The following is a 19,484-nucleotide window of genomic DNA, read 5'->3' on the forward strand; positions in this document are numbered from 1 at the left end:
TATGTCTTTATGCGTAAACTGCCGAATTCCGAGGAGCGCGTGACGCTACTCGGAATTCAGGCGAATGCTTTATTCAGCGCCGACTTCAGTGCCTTCTAGATTAAGATTAAGTTTATCGCCAGTGTTCTCTTCCTCGTCGTCCATTTCCTTCATCTCGATCTCTTCTTCATTCTCAGTCAGGATCTTAACGTCCATGCCCAAGCTTTGAAGCTCTTTGATCAATACTTTGAACGATTCTGGAACACCCGGTTCAGGAACATTCTCGCCTTTGACGATCGATTCGTATGTTTTCACACGGCCGACCACGTCATCGGATTTGACGGTAAGAATTTCTTGGAGTGTGTACGCTGCACCATATGCCTCAAGCGCCCATACTTCCATCTCCCCGAAACGTTGTCCGCCGAATTGCGCTTTACCGCCGAGAGGCTGTTGCGTAACGAGCGAGTAAGGGCCCGTCGAACGAGCATGGATTTTATCGTCAACCATGTGCGCCAGTTTGATCATGTACATGACGCCAACTGTAACTTCACGTTCGAAGTTCTCGCCGGTACGACCGTCATAAAGGACAGTCTTACCATTACGCTGCATGCCGGCTTCTTCCATCGTATCGAATACGTCATTCTCGCGCGCGCCGTCGAATACAGGCGTTGCGGCGTGAATGCCGAGATGCTTACAAGCCATACCAAGGTGAACTTCAAGCGCTTGACCGATGTTCATCCGCGAAGGTACGCCGAGCGGATTCAGAACGACTTCTACTGGTGTACCGTCCGGTAGGAACGGCATATCCTCTTCTGGCATGATGCGGGCGATAACCCCTTTGTTACCATGACGTCCGGCCATTTTATCGCCTTCAGAAATTTTACGCTTCTGAGCGATGTAAGCACGAACCAACTGGTTAACGCCTGGCGGCAATTCGTCGCCGTTCTCACGAGTGAACACCTTCACGTCTACAACGATGCCGTCCGTACCATGCGGTACGCGGAGCGATGTATCACGAACTTCGCGAGCTTTCTCGCCGAAGATTGCGTGGAGCAATCTTTCCTCGGCCGTCAGCTCTGTTACGCCCTTAGGCGTTACTTTACCGACGAGGATGTCTCCTGCGTTAATCTCAGCACCGACACGGATAATGCCGCGTTCGTCGAGGTTGCGGAGCGCATCTTCGCCGACGTTCGGAATGTCGCGTGTAATTTCTTCCGGTCCAAGCTTCGTATCACGAGCTTCGGACTCATATTCTTCAATGTGAATGGACGTGTACACGTCTTCCTTCACAAGCTTTTCGCTTAGCAAGATGGCATCCTCGTAGTTGTAACCTTCCCACGTCATGAACGCGACAACAACGTTGCGTCCAAGCGCCAATTCGCCTTGTTCCGTGGAAGGGCCGTCTGCGAGAATATCGCCTTTCTTGATTACGTCGCCTTTGCGTACAAGCGGACGTTGGTTAATGCACGTACCTTGGTTGGAACGCATAAACTTATGAAGCTTGTGCTTAACCAAGTCGCCTGTTACCGGTTTGCCGTCAATGATCTCAACGCGGCGCAGCCAAATTTCGTTAGCTGACGAACGCTCGATAATTCCGTCATATTTGGCAACAATACATACACCAGAATCTTTTGCAGCCTTATGCTCCATACCCGTACCGACGAACGGCGCTTTCGGGATAAGAAGAGGCACGGCTTGACGTTGCATGTTCGATCCCATTAGAGCGCGGTTGGAGTCATCGTTCTCTAGGAACGGAATGAGCGCTGTCGCAACCGACACAACCTGCTTAGGCGATACGTCCATGTAGTCAACGCGTTCGCTAGGCATCGTCAAGATGTTATCCGCCTGTTTGTTGTAACGAACGATTGTGTTCGTTTCAGCAAATTGACCTTCAGGAGTCAGCTTCGCATTCGCTTGCGCGATGATATAGTTGTCTTCCTCATCGGCAGTCATGTAAGAGATTTGTTCCGTAACAGTTCCCGTCTTCGGATCAACCCAACGATACGGAGCTTCAATGAAGCCGTACTCGTTAATACGGGCGAACGAGGACAAGGAGTTGATCAAACCGATGTTCGGTCCCTCTGGCGTCTCGATTGGACACATACGGCCATAGTGAGAGTGATGGACGTCACGTACTTCGAAGCCTGCGCGTTCCCTTGTCAAACCGCCTGGTCCGAGTGCCGATAGACGACGCTTATGCGTCAATTCAGCAAGCGGATTCGTTTGGTCCATGAACTGGGAAAGCTGCGAGGAACCGAAGAACTCTTTGATCGACGCGATAACGGGACGGATATTGATTAGCGCCTGTGGCGTAATCGCATTCGCATCCTGAATCGACATTCTCTCGCGCACAACGCGTTCCATACGGGAAAGACCGATACGGAATTGGTTCTGCAGCAATTCGCCTACGGAACGCAGACGACGGTTGCCGAGATGGTCAATATCGTCCGTGCTTCCAACGCCGTGGAGCAAGTTAATGAAATAGTTAATGGAGGAAATGATGTCCGCAGGCGTAATGTGCTTAACGGATTTATCAATAACGCCATTTGCGATAACTTTAATGACTTTGTTCTCGTCAAGCGGCGAGAATACGCTGATCGTTTGCAGCGGAATACTATCAGCATCAAGAACACCGTTAGCGACGTGATAAGTCTTGAAGCCCACATCCGTCTCCAGCTTCTCGAGAATCTCGTCAAGCAAGCGACGGTCGATCATTTGTCCCGCCTCAGCGATAATCTCGCCTGTAGTCGGATCAACCAAGTTCTCAGCGAGCTTCTGGTTGAACAAACGATTTTTGATATGAAGCTTCTTGTTTATTTTGTAACGGCCGACATTGGCCAGGTCATATCGTTTTGGATCAAAGAAACGAGCTACAAGCAAGCTCTTCGCATTATCCAAAGTCGGCGGCTCACCTGGACGAAGACGCTCGTAAATCTCGATCAGCGCTTTCTCCGTGGAATCCGTATTGTCCTTGTCTAGCGTATTGCGAATGTACTCATCATGGCCTAGCAGCTCGAGAATCTCAGCGTCTGTGCCAAAACCAAGTGCACGCAAAAGCACCGTTACCGGAATTTTCCGGGTCCGGTCAATACGAACGTAAACAATATCCTTGGCATCCGTTTCAAGCTCCAGCCAAGCACCACGGTTCGGAATAACCGTTGCCGTGTAGTTCTTCTTCCCGTTCTTATCAACCTTCGTGCTGAAGTACACACTCGGGGAGCGCACCAATTGGCTGACTATAACCCGCTCGGCCCCGTTAATAATAAACGTGCCTGTCTCAGTCATAAGCGGGAAATCACCCATGAACACTTCTTGTTCCTTTACCTCGCCGGTCTCCTTATTGAAAAGTCGTACCTTAACGCGTAAAGGAGCTGCATACGTCACGTCGCGCTCTTTTGATTCATCGACCGAATATTTCGGTTCGCCTAAGCCATAGTCGATAAACTCAAGCGATAGATTGCCCGTAAAGTCCGAAATCGGAGAAATATCCTGAAACAATTCAATTAAATCGTTGTCCAAGAACTTCTCATACGATTTTTGTTGGATTTCAATCAGGTTCGGGACTTCCAGCACCTCGTTGATTCGGGCGTAGCTTCTGCGCGCTCGCCGACCATACTGAACAAGTTGTCCTGCCAACTTAACCTCACCCCTCATGTCTGTCTCACAGCATCGATACTTACTGCGTCACTCATAGCCGGCACCAGCCGCCTATATAGTTAAATAAAGAAAAGCCCTTATCGAATAGTTCGAAAAAAGAGCGTGTTTCCGGCAGCCAACCATTCGCAGCGCGGCGCGATGGTCACATATCAAGTAATTTTGCCCAAAATGTAAACATTATACGTCAAACTTGCATATCTTATGCAATCCGCGCCCAAAAAATCATACTTGACATTTTAGTTGACTAAAGAGATTGAGCCCAATTTAATGCTGACATTTTATAATATTACCATATCCAAAAAGTCAAGTCAAACTATTTTGCAAAACATTCTTTGAAAACTTTTTCACTGCTTATGTTCGAGTAGCTTTGAAGATCCGATAGCCTTTATCCTTCGTAACTTCCTCGACCTCATGCTCTCCGAACAAGTCCTTAAGCTTCGCCTCCGCTGACGGCGCTCCTTGCTTCTTCTGAATCACAACCCACATCGTTCCGCCTGGCTCAAGCAGCTCATAGCCCTCCTCGAAGATACGATGAACGACTGCTTTTCCCGCGCGAATAGGCGGATTCGTTACAATGGTATTGAATCGTTGCTCTTTCACCGCAGCATAGATATCACTCTGCACTACCGTTACATTCGATATGCCGTTAAGTCGAGCATTCTCGCGAGACAACTCTACCGCTCGTTCATTAATATCAATCATCGTCACATGACCTTGCTGCGCCAGCTTCGCAGCCGTCAGCCCGATCGGGCCGTAGCCGCAACCGACATCAAGCACCTTCGCATCGCCCGCAATCTCCATGACATCAATCAACACTCGGCTGCCGTAATCGACACCCGTCTTGGAGAATACGCCGGCATCCGTCATAAAACGAAAGGCATAGCCGCGCAGATCAAAGGTATGCTGCTGCCGGTTATGTTTTACTTCCGGGCTTTCAGAATAATAATGATTCGACATGTTCGGCTTCCCTTCCGTCATCCTTTAGCTATTAGCTTATAACATGCAACGAACCCCTTGAAACCATGCGGTTCCAAGGKGCTCGTCAGCGAGGCCACAGCGTATGCTTATGTCCCTGCTGTATGCAATTTAAGCGATATTACTTAACTTCTACGGAAGCGCCAGCTTCAGTAAGTTTAGCTGCAACAGCTTCAGCTTCTTCTTTAGCAACTTTTTCTTTGATTGCTTTAGGAGCGCTGTCAACCAAGTCTTTCGCTTCTTTCAGGCCAAGACCTGTGATTTCGCGAACAACTTTGATTACGTTGATTTTCGATGCGCCAGCGTTGTTAAGGATAACGTCGAATTCGGATTGCTCAGCTTCAACAGCTACTGCTGCGCCGCCAGCAGCTACTGGAGCTGCAGCAGTTACGCCGAATTCTTCTTCGATTGCTTTAACAAGGTCGTTCAGTTCAAGAACGGTCATAACTTTGATGGCTTCCAAGATTTGCTCTTTAGACATGGTTATACCTCCGGAAATTTGGTTTAGTTTTTTTGGTTTTCTCGCATTATGCGACCGGCATAAGCCGGATAACAGTTACATCATTAGCAATGTTGCGTTGTTTCTTAAGCTTGTGCTTCTTGCTTCTCGCCGACTGCTTTAACTGCAAGCGCGAAGTTGCGCATAGGAGCTTGCAATACGCTGAGGAGCATGGAAAGCAAACCGTCGCGGGACGGAAGCTCTGCAAGAGCTTTGATTTGATCCATATCAACGACTTTACCTTCAACGATACCGCCTTTAAGTTTCAAAGCGTCGTTTTTCTTAGCAAAATCGTTCAAGATTTTAGCTGGAGCAACGGCGTCTTCTTTGCCGAATGCGATTGCTGTAGGACCAGTCAGGATATCGTTCAAAGCTGCGAAATCCGTTCCTTCAGTTGCACGGCGAACGAGCGAGTTTTTCAAAACTTGGAATTCAATGCCCGCTTCGCGGAGTTGTTTCCGAAGTTCAGTAACTTGCGCAACGTTCAATCCGCGATAGTCAGCAACAACCGTGCTCGAGCTCTCAGAGATCTTAGCCGCGATTACTGATACTGCTTCTTGTTTCTCTTGGATGATCTTTGCGTTAGCCAAACTGTACACCTCCCGTAATATTGTACATTCCGATATACGACGGGCTTTCCTCGCCTCGATGCATGAGAAAGGCCTTCGCAGACGTTGCGAAGGCCATGATGTCGTTATCGCGGCAAGGCCGATTGGCCTTGGCTCGCTTACAAACGTTTTATCATAACACCTCGGTAGGAAATTAAGCCTAATGGCACCTACTGTCTTCGGTATGCGTGTTCGAAATTAAGTTCCGTTTCTTAGCGATAGTTCGCAGTCGATACACGAGCGCCAGGGCCCATAGTCGAGGAAACGGCGATGTTTTTCAGGTAAATACCTTTAGCAGCAGCCGGTTTAGCGCGAACCAAAGCATCAACCAATGCTTTAAGGTTCTCGTTCAGCTTCTCAGCATCGAACGATACTTTACCGATTGGAGCGTGGATTTGACCTGCTTTATCAAGACGGTATTCAATCTTACCGGCTTTGATTTCTTGAACGGCTTTCGTAACATCAAATGTTACTGTACCAGCTTTCGGGTTAGGCATCAAGCCCTTACCGCCGAGGATACGTCCAAGTTTACCAACTTCAGCCATCATGTCCGGCGTTGCTACGCAAACGTCGAATTCGAACCAGCCTTGTTGGATTTTGTTGATCATGTCTGCGTCGCCAACAAAGTCAGCGCCTGCAGCTTCCGCTTCTTTCGCTTTTTCGCCTTTTGCGAAAACGAGAACGCGTTTAGTTTTACCAGTACCGTGCGGAAGTACTACGACGCCGCGCACTGCTTGGTCTTGTTTACGTGGGTCAACGCCCAGACGAACTGCTACTTCAACGGATTCGTCGAATTTAGCTGTCGCAGCCTTCTTAACGAGTTCAATCGCTTCAGCCGGCTCGTAAGTTGCTTCGCTGTTGATCAGCTTAGCAGCTTCAACATATTTTTTACCGTGTTTAGCCATTTTGTTCTCCTCCTTATGTGGTATAGCGGAACACCCTCTTAGGGATGATCCTCCCACCTGCGAAAGCCGATTGGCTTCGCAAGACAGATCGTCCTAATCCCGCTAAAGCTGTAATAGCCTATACGGAATTAGTCAACGATTGTTACGCCCATACTGCGCGCTGTACCTTCAACCATACGCATAGCTGCTTCAACAGAAGCTGCGTTTAGATCTTGCATTTTTTGCTCTGCGATTTCACGAACTTTATCGCGTTTCACAGTAGCAACTTTTTTCTTGTTCGGCTCACCTGAACCTTTTTCGATACCAGCAGCAACGCGGAGCAATACAGCAGCCGGCGGCGTTTTAGTCTCGAAAGTAAAGGAACGGTCTTCGAATACAGTGATCACGACTGGAATAATCAGACCAGCTTGATCCGCAGTACGAGCGTTGAACTCTTTACAGAAAGCCATGATGTTAACGCCTGCTTGACCTAGTGCCGGACCGATTGGTGGCGCTGGGTTAGCTTTGCCTGCAGGAACTTGCAGTTTGACCATCTTGATGACCTTTTTTGCCATGACTCATACCTCCTTACCTTGTAATCCTAAAGCATTACACGATCCGATGAAATACACTAAAGTAAAGTATTCCAAGCGGACTTGGAAACCGGATATTAAATCTTTTCCACTTGAGTATAGTCGAGCTCAAGAGGGGTTTCCCTGCCAAACATGTTGACATGAACTTTCAACTTCGCTTTGTCGAGCAAAATTTCTTCTACTGAACCGACAAAGTCTGCGAAAGGACCTACTTTGACGCGAACCGTTTCTTTCAGTTCGAATTCGATCTTTGGCTTCGGCTCTTCCATACCCATATGCTTGAGGATTTGCTCCACTTCATCGGGCAATAGAGGAGTCGGCTTCGAACCGGACCCAGTTGAACCTACGAATCCAGTTACGCCTGGCGTATTACGAACAACGTACCATGAATCGTCGGTTTGAACCATTTCCACAAGAACATAGCCAGGGTAGACTTTGCGTTGAACGGTCTTTTTCTTACCGTCCTTCTCTACCACTTCATCTTCCATAGGAACGAGCACGCGGAAGATCTTGTCTTCCATGCCCATTGATTCAACACGGCGTTCCAGGTTGACTTTCACCTTGTTCTCATACCCGGAGTAAGTGTGCACGACGTACCATCTTTTTTCCATCACTAATCCACCTTTGGACCCTTCTTAAACAATGAGTTCAACCAGAGTCGAGATCCCGATGTCAAGAAGCCAGAAGTAAATCGTTACAAACGTGATCGTTAAAAGAACGACGATCGAGTAGCTTGTCAACTCTTTACGATTTGGCCAGCGAACTTTCTTAAGTTCTGCCCAGCTGTCGGCAAAAAAACTAAACGTATTACCAAAGCTTTGCTTTAGTTTAGCCAAAAATGCCACGGTCACACCTCCAATTGACTATCTCGTCTCGCGATGAGGAGTCTGCTCGTTACAAAACTTGCAAAACTTCTTCAACTCGATGCGGTCGGGGTGATTGCGTTTGTTCTTGCTGCTCGCATAGTTTCTCTGTTTGCAGTTTGTGCATGCCAACGTGATAATAACCCGCATTGAATTACACCTCCCGAACTGCTACAAAATACGAATCATGAAGCTCTATATGAAACATCATTGATTCCATCGCAAATACAAAAAAAAACCTCGATTTCAGGCCTACCTAAACACTTTAGCATATGGCATTTTTCATGTCAATGTAAAAGATAGACGCGCGGCATGCGAATTATTGCCAAGACAGCCTGCTTGGACTCGGGACTCGTATCTACCATTATCGTCTGCTTCACGATTTTTCAACCCTATCAATAAAAAAACCGTCCCGGTCCGCCTGGTCTTACCAGACGGAATAGACAGCCTTGGTTATTATGCAGCTTGCTGCTCGTTGCTGAACGACACTTACCCGCTAATGTCCCTGATTTCCAAGTAACGTTCAAGTTTCCGCTTCACCCGTTGCAAAGCATTATCAATTGACTTCACGTGGCGGTCCAAATCGACGGCAATTTCCTGGTATGATCTTCCGTCCAAATAAAGCATGAGCACTTTGCGCTCCAGATCGCTTAATATTTCGGACATCTTATCTTCCAAGCCAACGAATTMTTCTTGATTAATAATAAGTTCTTCCGGATCGGATACGCGAGTGCCGCATATAACGTCCAGCAGCGTGCGGTCTGAATCTTCATCATAAATTGGCTTGTCAAGCGATACATACGAATTGAGTGGGATGTGCTTCTGACGCGTGGCTGTTTTGATGGCGGTAATGATCTGCCTTGTAATGCACAATTCGGCAAAGGCTTTGAAGCTTGCTAGCTTGTCCCCTTTGAAATCGCGAATTGACTTATATAAGCCGATCATCCCTTCCTGCACGATATCTTCACGATCCGCGCCGATAAGAAAATAAGAACGCGCCTTTGCTCGCACGAAGTTCTTATACTTATTAATCAAATATTCCAGCGCCATGCTGTCGCCGTTGCGGACCGCCTCGACGATGTCCTCGTCCGTACTGCTGTCGTATTCGAGCGTACTCCATTCTTTGAGGTCGATGCCCACGAACTATCCCTCCGGCCTGCAAGGCGTACACCGCTAGATTCTGAAAATATAGAGCCAGTATACATGATAAAACCTTACACCGTCAACCAATTCAGCCTCGAAAACTATCGATTATCTAGTAAAATTGTAACTTTGTGGAACATTGAAACAAGCGTCGATCAAATACGATCTTCACTTATTTCGCCGACTCGATTCCCTTACTTTTCGCCGCGTCTCATTCGTTCCAGCTTACTCCACGTCTCCAGATTCACTCTCGAGTCAACCGAATTGCGCTTGATCGGCTTCTCTTCCCGAAGCGTTTGCTCGATATCTTTGCGGTTCTGCCCAATGTCGATGAGCAGCTCGCGCGCGGATACGCGAAGGGCGCCTTGGCCAAAAGCAACATGCTGCTCAATCATATCGGAGGTCGCCACGTAGATGTTCCTACGCCTCGAGCTCAGCTCCGCGCACAAGCGTTCAATGCACTCGTCAGCCGTTTCTTTCTCCTTCGTATAGATGACCGTGAGCTTATGCTGCCGGTAAGTCGCACCTATGCCTGGGACAAAATAAGCGTCAAATACCACATACACCTTCATGCCCGTGAAGCCTTGATAATCCGCAAGCATGTCCAGCAGCTTATCCCGCGCATCTTCCAGGTCATGCTCCTTGAGCTTCTCGAGCATTGGCCACGCGCCGATCATATTGTATCCATCGACCAACAAAATGTCGTCGCGCCGATTCATGCCCTAGACGCCCCGGCGTTGCCGCACGACTTCATACATAAGCACGCCTGCTGCAACCGAGGCATTCAGTGAATTCAAGCGGCCGAGCATCGGAAGTTTAACGAGAAAATCGCATTTTTCTTTAATAAGCCGGCCCATGCCCTTGCTCTCGTTGCCGATTACGACGGCGAGCGGCATATCGAACTTCATCTTGTACACATCCTGCGATGCGCTTACGTCCGTACCGACGACCCATACGCCCGCTTCCTTCAGCTTATCGATGGTTTGAGCCAGGTTCGTCACTCTCGCGACAGGCACATGTTCTGCAGCTCCAGCCGAGGTCTTAAGCACAGTAGCCGTCAGCGATGCCGAGCGGCGCTTCGGAATAATGACACCGTGCACGCCCGTACATTCTGCCGTTCTTAGAATCGAGCCGAGGTTATGCGGATCCTCAATCTCGTCAAGGACAAGAATGAACGGCGTCTCCCCGCTCTTCGATGCGATCTCGAGCAGCTCTTCTACTTCCACATAATCAAAGGCAGCCGCCTGCGCGACGACACCCTGATGGGCAACGCCTTCGACCATGCTATCAAGCTTACGCTTGTCAACGAATTGAACCACGATGCCAAGCTTCTTCGCCTCGGCAACGATCGGCTGCGTCAACGTCTTCTGCGCTCCGTCAGCAATCCATATTTTATTAATTTCCCGTCCGGAACGAAGTGCTTCAAGCACGGGATGCTTGCCAGCAATCATTTCCTCCTGGTTTTGGTTCTCAACAGACATCATGTTCCCTCCTCTATTTCTATTTTCCTTCAAGTCCGATCGCGAACAGTTCACCGAGCCGCTCATTGCGCCCTTCGTAATACAAATAACCGACGAGGCTCTCGAGCGCCGTCGCAAGGCGGTAATCAGCCGGATCCGCGTTCTTAGGCGGAGCCCCCGACTTGGCGTTGCGGCCTCGGCGGACGATGTCCGCCTCCTCCTCCGTCAGATGCGGCTGCAATCGCTCAAGCAATTGCCGCTGGCCCTTCGCCGACACGATGCTTGTCGCTTCGCGATGCATATGATGCGACTTGTTATTGGGCAGCGACACCAAGTACTGTCGCACGAGCAGTTCAAATACGGCATCGCCCACATATGCCAGCACAACCGGATTAATCAGTTGCGGTTTCTTGGCGGGCGGATAGAACATGAGCGAGCCTGCGTCTATATGTTCGCTCATTTGCGTCTCCAACGAATGCCTTGCGGCGTATCCTCAAGCACAATATTTTTCTCAGCCAGCAGATCGCGGATTTCGTCCGCTCTTGCCCAGTTTTTCGATTTGCGCGCTTCCGTACGCTCTACGATCAATTGATCGATATCCGCATCAAGCAATTCGTCGGCCGCTTCTTGAGCCGGCAGGAGACCAAGCACATTATCCAGCTGCTCAAGCAGAGCCAATAGTGCCTGCAATCCTTCAGCAGAAGCGTCGCTGCGATTCATATATTGATTCGCTTCAGTCACAAGCTCGAATACTGCCGTAATAGCATCCGGCGTATTGAAGTCGTCGCTCATCTTCGCATGGAACTGGCTCGCAATCTCATCAAGCTTCGCTTGAAGCGCTGGATCTACCGCGGCATCGCTTAGTCCTTCGCTGCTCAGCCTATGCTTCAGGTTCGCCGCGCAGTTGGCAATCCGCTCAACGCTATTTACCGCTTGCGCAATCGTCTCGTCGCTGAAGTTAAGCGGGCTGCGGTAATGCGTCGATAACATGAAGTAACGGATCGCGTGCGGCTTAATCCGCTTCACGAGCTCATTAACCGTAATGCCGTTTCCGAGCGATTTGGACATTTTTTCATTATTGATATGAATGTAACCGTTATGCATCCAGTAGTTCGCCAGAGGCTTGCCGCTAAGGCTTTCCGACTGCGCGATTTCGCATTCATGATGCGGGAATTGAAGATCATGTCCACCGCCGTGAATATCGAGCGTTTCGCCGAGATACTTGCGTGCCATTGCCGAGCACTCGATATGCCAACCCGGACGGCCGTCTCCCCATGGGCTCTCCCACTTGATCTCGCCTGGCTTCGCGCCCTTCCACAGCACGAAGTCCTGCTGATTTTCTTTGCGGTCGCCAATCTCTACGCGTATGCCAAATTGCAGCTCGCCTAGGTTTTGGCCCGAAAGCTTGCCATATTCATCGAATTTGGACGTACGGAAATATACGTCGCCTTCGCTCTCATACGCATAGCCTTTGTCTACGAGCTCTGCAATAAACGCGATAATCTCCGGAATATTGTCCGTTACGCGCGGATTAAGCGTTGCCTTGCGCACGCCAAGCGAATCGATATCTCCGTAGAACGCCGTGATAAACTTCTCCGCAACTTCCGGCACAGTCGTGCCGAGCTGTTCCGCCTTCTTAATGAGCTTGTCGTCTACGTCCGTGAAGTTGACCACATAACGGACCTCGTTGCCTGCTGCTTCCAAGTAGCGGCGCACAACGTCGAAGAATATAACCGGACGCGCATTGCCGATATGAATATAGTCATATACCGTCGGCCCGCATACGTACATGTTAACCTTGCCCGGTGTCTGAGGGACGAACGAATCCTTCGCTCTCGTGAGCGTATTATATATCGTAATTGCCATTGTCAAAAATTCCTCCTGCTTCGGGCTCTTGAACTTCCTTGCCTAATTCAGCCTTCAAACTATCAATTTCCTTTTTCATCGCGCGGAACATTTCAATGACCGGATCCGGCAGCTGTTTATGGTCGAGCCGATCGCCTACCCTCTCCCCGTTCCGCTTCACCACGCGGCCTGGATTCCCGACCACGGTGCTGTTATCAGGCACCTCGCGCAGGACGACCGCATTGGATCCTATATTAGAATTATCTCCAACTTGGAAGGAACCGAGAACCTTCGCCCCCGATCCGATGACGACATTATTGCCGATCGTCGGATGGCGCTTGCCCTTTTCCTTGCCTGTGCCGCCCAGCGTAACGCCTTGATAGATAACGACGTCGTCTCCGATTTCGCATGTTTCTCCGATAACGACGCCCATACCATGATCGATGAACAGCCGATTGCCAATTGTCGCACCGGGGTGGATCTCAATACCCGTCATGAAGCGTCCTACCTGCGAGATGATTCTCGCAAGCGTAAACCAGCCTCTACGGTATAAGGGATGCGCAATGCGATGCGCCCAAATAGCATGCAGGCCCGAATAAGTGAAGATGACCTCGAAACGGCTTCGGGCCGCCGGATCATTTTCGAATACTGCTTGAACGTCCGATCGAAAATGGCGAAACATACGTTTTGCTCCTCTGCTTTCAAAATTGCTTGGCTCTACGCTATGAGTTGCTTTTCTTTCCAATAAAAAAAGCCTCTGCAGCATCAAGTGCTGCAGAGGCGTGTTTATCGCGCGGTCCCACTCTGCTTGAACAATACACGGCACTCCAAGCGTAAATGGCTACCGCCGTCCTTTAAGGCGGCGTGAAGCAATCATTTCGCGAAGAAATATAAGCACAGTATAAACATGAAATTTTATACTTTCTTATATTTTTAAAGAATCCGGCTGTTCACCTTCATGTCTTTAACGCAGACTTACGTTGTCGCCTACCCTGCTTACCGATGACTAAAGCCCGATAACCAGCTCGGAACAAAGCTCCCAGGTGCAAATTTCCGTTAGCGCGAACCAAACAACTTTCAGCCCCACTCTTGCCGCTGCCCCAATACCCTCAAGCAGCGCCGATTCGAATGACGGTTGTCCTCTCTGCGAATCCGCATGCAAACGTACTAATCCTGTTCATAGCCGATATATTCATGTAGATATTATCCATAGTATACTCAATAGCCAAATAGGTGACAAGGACTATCTGCAAAGCCTCTCTTCACAGCGCCTGCCGTACCGGCAAACGATCGACAGCTACATCGTTAGCCTAGACGCGCGCGAAGACGCGACACGACCTTGTCTTTGCCTAGCAGCGCGATCGACTGGTTCAAGTCGGAGCCATGGGTTTGACCTGTCAGCGCAGCGCGAATAGGCATGAACAGCTGCTTCCCTTTGAAGCCGGTATCCTTCTGAACGGCCTTGATCATATCCTTAATGCCGTCAACCGTAAATGCAGAATCGCCCGCTTCCACGAGCGCAAGGAACGCGCTCAGTACTGCCGGAACCTGCTCTTCGGCAAGCACGCTAACTGCATCATCCTCGTCCGCCGGCTCCTCAGCGAAGAACAACGCCGTAATCGGCACAATATCAGCCGCATAACGAAGCTTATCCTGATGCAGCGCTACGAGATCGCTTACCCAAGCGCGGCCATCCGCATCCAGCTCATCCGCGATACGGCCAGCCTTCTGCAAGTGAGGAATGCACATATCAACGACGCGCGGAAGCTCCGCCTTCTTCATGTACTCGTTGTTCATCCAGCTCAGCTTCTGCGTATCGAATACGGCCGGGCTCTTGCTCAGACGCTCCGCATTGAATACCTCGATCAGTTGCTCGCGCGTGAACATCTCTTGCTCGCCTTCCGGCGACCAGCCAAGCAAAGCGATGAAGTTGAACAACGCCTCCGGCAAGTAGCCGAGGTCATCGTACTGCGAGATGAATTGAATGATCGACTCGTCGCGCTTGCTTAGCTTCTTGCGCTGCTCATTCACGATCAGCGTCATATGGGCAAACAGCGGCGGCTCCCAACCGAAAGCTTCATAGATCATAAGCTGGCGAGGCGTATTGGAGATATGATCCTCTCCGCGCAGCACATGGCTGATTTTCATCAAATAATCGTCCAGTACAACAGCGAAGTTATAGGTCGGAATGCCATCCTTCTTCACGATAACGAAGTCGCCCATCTCAGCCGTATCGAAGCTGATGGAGCCCTTCACCATGTCGTCGAACTGATACGTGCGGCCTTCCGGAACACGGAAGCGAATGCTAGGCACACGGCCCTCCGCCTCGAACGCAGAACGTTGTTCATCGGTCAGATCGCGGTGACGTCCGGAATAACGAGGCGTTTCGCCGCGCTCAAGCTGCTCATTCCGCTCTTGCTCTAACTCCTCTTCATTGCAGTAGCAGCGGTAAGCTAGGCCGCGGTCAAGCAGTTCCTGCCAATACACGCGATAAATATCGAGCCGCTCGGTTTGACGGTATGGACCGTATCCGCCGCCGATATCCACGCTCTCATCCCAATCGATTCCGAGCCACTTCATGTATGTTAGCTGGCTTTCTTCGCCGCCCGCTACGTTTCTTTTCACATCCGTATCTTCAATACGAACGATGAATTTGCCGCCAAGATTGCGTGCAAACAAATAATTGAATAAGGCCGTTCTAGCGTTGCCGATATGCAGGTGACCCGTCGGCGACGGCGCATAACGTACACGTACTTCCTGTGTCATAAATATACTCCTCCATTATTTAAGTAGGTTTAATTAGTCCGCTTTAACTAAACAAACAACCGATTGCGCCGCAATCCCTTCACCGCGTCCTGCGAAGCCAAGCTGCTCCGTCGTTGTCGCCTTCACATTCACTTGCGATACATCCGCTTCAAGCGCCTTCGCAATAATCTCCGTCATTTGCGGAATATAGGGCAGCATCTTAGGGCGTTGAGCAATAATCGTCGAATCAATATTGCCGAGCTTATAGCCCTTCTCCCGAATAAGCTTCCATACATGTTCCAACAGCTTTAAGCTGTCCGCATCCTTATATTCAGCGTCCGTATCAGGAAAATGTTTACCGATATCTCCCATTCCGAGAGCGCCTAGAATGGCATCTGTAATGGCATGCAGCAGCACATCCGCGTCGGAATGCCCGAGCAGCCCCTTCTCATAAGGGATCGTTACGCCGCCGATAATGCAAGGACGCCCCTCAACCAATTGATGCACATCAAAGCCTTGTCCTACACGTATCACTATTTATCATCCTTTCCCTCAACCAGATCGACACGGCGATTTGCTAGCAGAAATTCCGCCCATGGCAAATCGTCAGGCGTCGTTATCTTTATATTCGTATATTCGCCCTCTGCAACGGTAACGGTTGCTCCCGTCCGTTCCACAACCATCGCGTCATCCGTGCCGATGAAGCCGGCTGCTTCCGCCTGCTCATGCGCTTCAAGCAGCAATGCATGACGAAAAGCTTGCGGCGTTTGTATCGCCCACAAGCTTCGACGGTCCGGCGTAGCAATGATGACGCCCGCTTCATCTACTTGCTTGATCGTGTCCTTCACAGGAACGGCAAGCACCGCGGCTTCGTTGCGCTCGGCGGTCTCGCAGCATCGCTGCACGGCTTCCGCCGACACGAGCGGCCGAACGCCGTCATGCACCATGACCCATTCGGCCGTAATCGCTTGAAGACCGATGTGTACGGAATGCTGGCGCTCCTTGCCTCCGGCAAGAACAGCCTTCACCTTCGCAAAGCCGTAGCGGGCAACCCATTCCTGGCACCTAGGCACATCGTCCGCGCCGACAACAAGCACCGTTTCCTTCACGGTGTCCATTCGCTCGAACAGCTCCAGTGTATGCACAAGAATAGGCTTGTCCGCTAACTGCAAATATTGTTTGCTCTCTTTCGTCCCCATCCGCGTCCCGCGTCCGGCCGCGACGATGACGACTCCCCAATCTGCTAACATGACCCAACCTGCCTAACACTCTATGATAGTACTATCATACCTTGTTAGAGCGCTTTTTCCAACAGCTTCGGTTTCGCGAATATCATCCGGCCCGCCGACGTCTGCAGGACACTCGTAACGAGCACCTCCATCGTCGTGCCTATGTAGTCGCGGCCGCCCTCAACGACGATCATCGTGCCGTCATCCAGATACGCTACACCTTGGCCGTGTTCCTTGCCGTCTTTAATCACTTGAACGATAATTTCTTCTCCCGGCAGAACAACCGGCTTCACGGCGTTAGCTAGATCATTAATGTTAAGCACCGATACGCCTTGCAGCTCGCATACTTTATTCAGATTGAAGTCATTCGTTACGACTTTGCCGTGAAGCGCCTTCGCGAGCTTCACCAGCTTGCTGTCCACCTCGCCGATCTCCTCGAAGTCTCCTTCGTAGATCAGAACGCGAACATCAAGCTCCTTCTGAATTTTGTTCAAAATATCAAGGCCGCGACGGCCTCTGTTACGCTTCAGCAAATCCGAGGAATCGGCAATATGCTGCAGCTCCTCCAGCACGAATTCCGGAATGACCAGCGTGCCTTCGATAAAGCCGGTTTTGCATATATCCGCAATCCGACCGTCGATAATAACGCTCGTATCGAGGATCTTATGCTCCTCGTAACCGCTCGTTTCCTCGGGCTCTGGCGCTGTTCGCCGCTTCTCCAGCAAGCTCTCGAAGCCAGTCGCCAGCTCTTCCTTCTTATGCAAGCCGATGCTGAGGCCCAAATACCCGAATGTCAACATCATCGCAGCAGGAATGAGTCGTCCCATACCGCTGAAATCCGAGACGGCCGGATAAAGAAGCACAGCAAGCAGCAAGCCAGCCAGCAAACCGCCCGCGCCCGCTATCAAATCCTTCATCGGCAGCGCAGCTGTCTGCTCCGCGCCCTTCTGCATATACCGAATGACCTGCCCTGCTAACATTGTTGCTGCAATGACTCCAAATACCGCGCCAACTGCTACATTCATGTAATAAGTGCCCGATCGCTGCAGCATACCGAATGATGAGCTCGACCACAGTGCCGCTCCATTCATCCAACCATATACTTCGCCGCCGGCCATACCGCCAAACAACATACCCATTATTTGAATTATACGTCTAACCATTACGGTTCACCTCCATTACAATTATGTTCCAATAATAGGCAGGTTAATCGTTGGCAGCGCGTGAATTTGTAAAATAGTTCTTTCTCCTTCTACCGCCTCGGGTAAATAGGAGGTTGCTATTCGTGCTTTAGTGAGCTTTATCTCATCCCGAGTGAGGTGAACCTCACTTAAATGAGCTGCAAAAGCCTGCTTCGCACAATTAGTGAGGCAATCCTCACTCCTCATGAAGCTGGGTTCCCGACAAGTGAGGTTTGCCTCACTATATTGGCCTGACTTAAACAAATCAGAGTACTTCTGTGAGATTCTCCTCACTAATTAGTGAACCCCTCCACTAGTCGCTCACCACTGAATTACTTCGATCAGAATTTTCTCCCCGCATCAGAATGTTCACCTCTATACAGAGTCAAACCGTATAGATGCGCATTCTGATTGGCGATAAAAACTTCCACTATCCGCGGTCGCTCACCACTGAATTACTTCGATCAGAATTTTCTCATAATTCACATTTTGAAAACAGCCCCCCTGAGGCTTATAATGGGAATTGAGATTACTTTCGAAGAGGTTGGTGATAGAGGTGGAATCGATGAGCGCTCCAACACTGAATCAGTTCCAGCAGCAGGTATCTGAACTACTGCTTAGACACCGGAGCCTGCTAGACGTTATGTCAAAGTTCGGACAATCGGGCGCTTCCGTGAATCGTGCTGTATCCAAAGCCGTAACGGATTGCGGCTGCATTGAATTGAACGCCAAAAAACAGCAATACTCGGATGAGCTTGATCTCGAAAATGCGAAAACAACGCTGCAAAGCCATCTCTCCGGAGAGGTTTGCGAGCATTGCCGGGACGTACTGAAGTCCGAGCTCGGACGCAATTTGTTTTACATGACCGCTTTATGCAATCTGCTAAACATTGAACTAGACGAGGTAATCGCAGACGAATACGACAAATGCTCGACGCTTGGCTTATTTAATTTAACGTAGTCGATTATGCATGCCATTAAGACGACGCCAACCTTATCGTTGCAATACGAAAAAAACCGCCTGATCTGCTTCCGATGCAGAGGCGGTTTTTTCTATTCTTACATTATGCTGTATGTTCGGATTTCACTGAATCATCCGATTGATCCTGTCTGTTTCCGCGCTTTCTGCGTTTTTTGGGCCGTCGGCTAACGTTTTTTTTTAGGCCGTACAGAGCGTACAGCAACAGCGGGACGAACAAGATTTTGGACAATTGATGTTTAAATAAAAGGCCTAATACGACCGATACCGCAACGATAATCGGAACGACCCAAATTGCGCTTCTAGGGATGCCTACTTTTTTGAAATTCGGATATTTAATGGTGCTGACCATTAATAGCGCAAGCGCTAATGTGCTTGCCAGTAAGATCGATACCGCTATATCATCCTTAAATAACGCAAGCGTTGCCAGAACGCCTCCGGCCGCTGGGATCGGAAGTCCGATGAAGTAACCCGGCGAGCTTGCAATTACGTTAAATCGTGCGAGTCTGAGTGCTCCGCAAATCGGGAACAGAGCCGTAACGATCCAGGCCAATGCTGGACTCAAATCTTGGAATGCGACCACGTACATAATAAAAGCAGGCGCTACGCCAAACGAAATAACGTCGGATAACGAATCAAGCTCCTTGCCGAACTCGCTTTGAGCATTGAGCGCCCGAGCGACACGTCCGTCTACGCCGTCGAGCAGCATGGCGATTAACACCATCATTGCTGCCGTATCCGGTTTTTCGTTGAACACAAGGATGATGGCGATTACTCCTAAGAATAAGTTCCCCACCGTGAGAAGGCTCGGTATCGACTTTGTGATCATCTTTTCCACCTCTTC

At 49.8% G+C, this 19,484-nt stretch carries 22 protein-coding genes and 1 other annotated feature; of the genes, 1 reads left to right on the forward strand and 21 read right to left on the reverse strand.

What is annotated here, in order from left to right:
* Positions 1–69 precede the first annotated feature (69 nt).
* The 20 genes from rpoB to AC1DF0_RS28635 all read right to left on the reverse strand — a co-directional run bounded on the left by rpoB (position 70) and on the right by AC1DF0_RS28635 (position 17,643).
* Positions 70–3,633 (reverse strand): DNA-directed RNA polymerase subunit beta, encoded by a 3,564-nt coding sequence (gene rpoB / locus AC1DF0_RS28540; protein ID WP_442050284.1) that lies wholly within the window; start codon positions 3,631–3,633, stop codon positions 70–72.
* Positions 3,634–3,987: 354 nt separating this feature from the next.
* Positions 3,988–4,593, reverse strand: a complete 606-nt coding sequence (locus tag AC1DF0_RS28545; protein WP_442050308.1) for a class I SAM-dependent methyltransferase — start codon at positions 4,591–4,593, stop codon at positions 3,988–3,990.
* A 139-nt stretch (positions 4,594–4,732) separates the two neighbouring features.
* On the reverse strand, positions 4,733–5,092 hold the full coding sequence (rplL, locus tag AC1DF0_RS28550; protein WP_137186567.1) for a 50S ribosomal protein L7/L12: 360 nt from the start codon (positions 5,090–5,092) through the stop codon (positions 4,733–4,735).
* A 104-nt stretch (positions 5,093–5,196) separates the two neighbouring features.
* Positions 5,197–5,700 (reverse strand): 50S ribosomal protein L10, encoded by a 504-nt coding sequence (gene rplJ, locus AC1DF0_RS28555; RefSeq protein WP_442050283.1) that lies wholly within the window; start codon positions 5,698–5,700, stop codon positions 5,197–5,199.
* A gap of 55 nt (positions 5,701–5,755) precedes the next feature.
* Positions 5,756–5,919: a sequence feature (ribosomal protein L10 leader region), on the reverse strand.
* Between the two features lie 11 nt (positions 5,920–5,930).
* Positions 5,931–6,623, reverse strand: coding sequence for a 50S ribosomal protein L1 (gene rplA, locus AC1DF0_RS28560; protein ID WP_442050282.1), 693 nt, complete (start codon positions 6,621–6,623; stop codon positions 5,931–5,933).
* A gap of 128 nt (positions 6,624–6,751) precedes the next feature.
* On the reverse strand, positions 6,752–7,177 hold the full coding sequence (rplK, locus tag AC1DF0_RS28565) for a 50S ribosomal protein L11 (protein WP_337103231.1): 426 nt from the start codon (positions 7,175–7,177) through the stop codon (positions 6,752–6,754).
* A 95-nt stretch (positions 7,178–7,272) separates the two neighbouring features.
* A complete protein-coding gene (gene nusG, locus AC1DF0_RS28570) occupies positions 7,273–7,806 on the reverse strand; it encodes a transcription termination/antitermination protein NusG (protein WP_307208468.1) in 534 nt (177 codons plus the stop codon).
* A 24-nt stretch (positions 7,807–7,830) separates the two neighbouring features.
* A complete protein-coding gene (gene secE, locus AC1DF0_RS28575) occupies positions 7,831–8,040 on the reverse strand; it encodes a preprotein translocase subunit SecE (RefSeq protein WP_337103230.1) in 210 nt (69 codons plus the stop codon).
* Positions 8,041–8,058: 18 nt separating this feature from the next.
* The gene (gene rpmG, locus AC1DF0_RS28580; RefSeq protein WP_015847242.1) at positions 8,059–8,208 is read right to left on the reverse strand and encodes a 50S ribosomal protein L33; all 150 of its coding nucleotides are present in this window, start codon (positions 8,206–8,208) and stop codon (positions 8,059–8,061) included.
* A 339-nt stretch (positions 8,209–8,547) separates the two neighbouring features.
* Positions 8,548–9,198: an RNA polymerase sporulation sigma factor SigH gene (gene sigH, locus AC1DF0_RS28585; RefSeq protein ID WP_477576772.1), complete on the reverse strand. Its 651-nt coding sequence runs from the start codon at positions 9,196–9,198 to the stop codon at positions 8,548–8,550.
* Between the two features lie 197 nt (positions 9,199–9,395).
* On the reverse strand, positions 9,396–9,920 hold the full coding sequence (locus AC1DF0_RS28590; RefSeq protein WP_442050280.1) for an NYN domain-containing protein: 525 nt from the start codon (positions 9,918–9,920) through the stop codon (positions 9,396–9,398).
* A 3-nt stretch (positions 9,921–9,923) separates the two neighbouring features.
* Positions 9,924–10,685, reverse strand: a complete 762-nt coding sequence (rlmB, locus tag AC1DF0_RS28595; protein ID WP_477576774.1) for a 23S rRNA (guanosine(2251)-2'-O)-methyltransferase RlmB — start codon at positions 10,683–10,685, stop codon at positions 9,924–9,926.
* A gap of 16 nt (positions 10,686–10,701) precedes the next feature.
* Positions 10,702–11,121, reverse strand: coding sequence for a Mini-ribonuclease 3 (locus AC1DF0_RS28600; RefSeq protein ID WP_477576777.1), 420 nt, complete (start codon positions 11,119–11,121; stop codon positions 10,702–10,704).
* The gene (gene cysS / locus AC1DF0_RS28605; RefSeq protein WP_477576779.1) at positions 11,118–12,527 is read right to left on the reverse strand and encodes a cysteine--tRNA ligase; all 1,410 of its coding nucleotides are present in this window, start codon (positions 12,525–12,527) and stop codon (positions 11,118–11,120) included. The genes AC1DF0_RS28600 and cysS overlap by 4 nt, the downstream gene beginning before the upstream one ends.
* The gene (gene cysE, locus AC1DF0_RS28610; RefSeq protein WP_442050277.1) at positions 12,508–13,188 is read right to left on the reverse strand and encodes a serine O-acetyltransferase; all 681 of its coding nucleotides are present in this window, start codon (positions 13,186–13,188) and stop codon (positions 12,508–12,510) included. Before cysE ends, cysS begins: the two co-directional genes overlap by 20 nt.
* Positions 13,189–13,512: 324 nt before the next feature.
* The gene (locus AC1DF0_RS28615; protein ID WP_477576781.1) at positions 13,513–13,668 is read right to left on the reverse strand and encodes a hypothetical protein; all 156 of its coding nucleotides are present in this window, start codon (positions 13,666–13,668) and stop codon (positions 13,513–13,515) included.
* 143 nt (positions 13,669–13,811) lie between these two features.
* The gene (gene gltX, locus AC1DF0_RS28620) at positions 13,812–15,272 is read right to left on the reverse strand and encodes a glutamate--tRNA ligase (protein WP_477576783.1); all 1,461 of its coding nucleotides are present in this window, start codon (positions 15,270–15,272) and stop codon (positions 13,812–13,814) included.
* A 33-nt stretch (positions 15,273–15,305) separates the two neighbouring features.
* Positions 15,306–15,785: a 2-C-methyl-D-erythritol 2,4-cyclodiphosphate synthase gene (ispF, locus tag AC1DF0_RS28625; RefSeq protein WP_477576785.1), complete on the reverse strand. Its 480-nt coding sequence runs from the start codon at positions 15,783–15,785 to the stop codon at positions 15,306–15,308.
* Positions 15,785–16,501: a 2-C-methyl-D-erythritol 4-phosphate cytidylyltransferase gene (gene ispD, locus AC1DF0_RS28630; protein WP_442050273.1), complete on the reverse strand. Its 717-nt coding sequence runs from the start codon at positions 16,499–16,501 to the stop codon at positions 15,785–15,787. Before ispD ends, ispF begins: the two co-directional genes overlap by 1 nt.
* Positions 16,502–16,545: 44 nt before the next feature.
* Entirely contained in the window at positions 16,546–17,643 is a 1,098-nt protein-coding gene (locus AC1DF0_RS28635) for a PIN/TRAM domain-containing protein (RefSeq protein WP_442050272.1), read from the reverse strand.
* A 583-nt stretch (positions 17,644–18,226) separates the two neighbouring features.
* Between AC1DF0_RS28635 and AC1DF0_RS28640 the strand changes: the two genes are divergently transcribed.
* Positions 18,227–18,622 carry a nucleoside triphosphate pyrophosphohydrolase family protein gene (locus AC1DF0_RS28640; RefSeq protein ID WP_337103220.1) on the forward strand — a complete coding sequence of 132 codons (396 nt, stop codon included), beginning with the start codon at positions 18,227–18,229 and terminating at the stop codon, positions 18,620–18,622.
* 103 nt (positions 18,623–18,725) lie between these two features.
* Here AC1DF0_RS28640 and pssA read toward each other — a convergent pair whose 3' ends face one another.
* Positions 18,726–19,469 carry a CDP-diacylglycerol--serine O-phosphatidyltransferase gene (pssA, locus tag AC1DF0_RS28645; RefSeq protein WP_477576788.1) on the reverse strand — a complete coding sequence of 248 codons (744 nt, stop codon included), beginning with the start codon at positions 19,467–19,469 and terminating at the stop codon, positions 18,726–18,728.
* Positions 19,470–19,484: the final 15 nt, after the last annotated feature.

The organism is Paenibacillus sp. 05T425 (genome assembly GCF_056396205.1).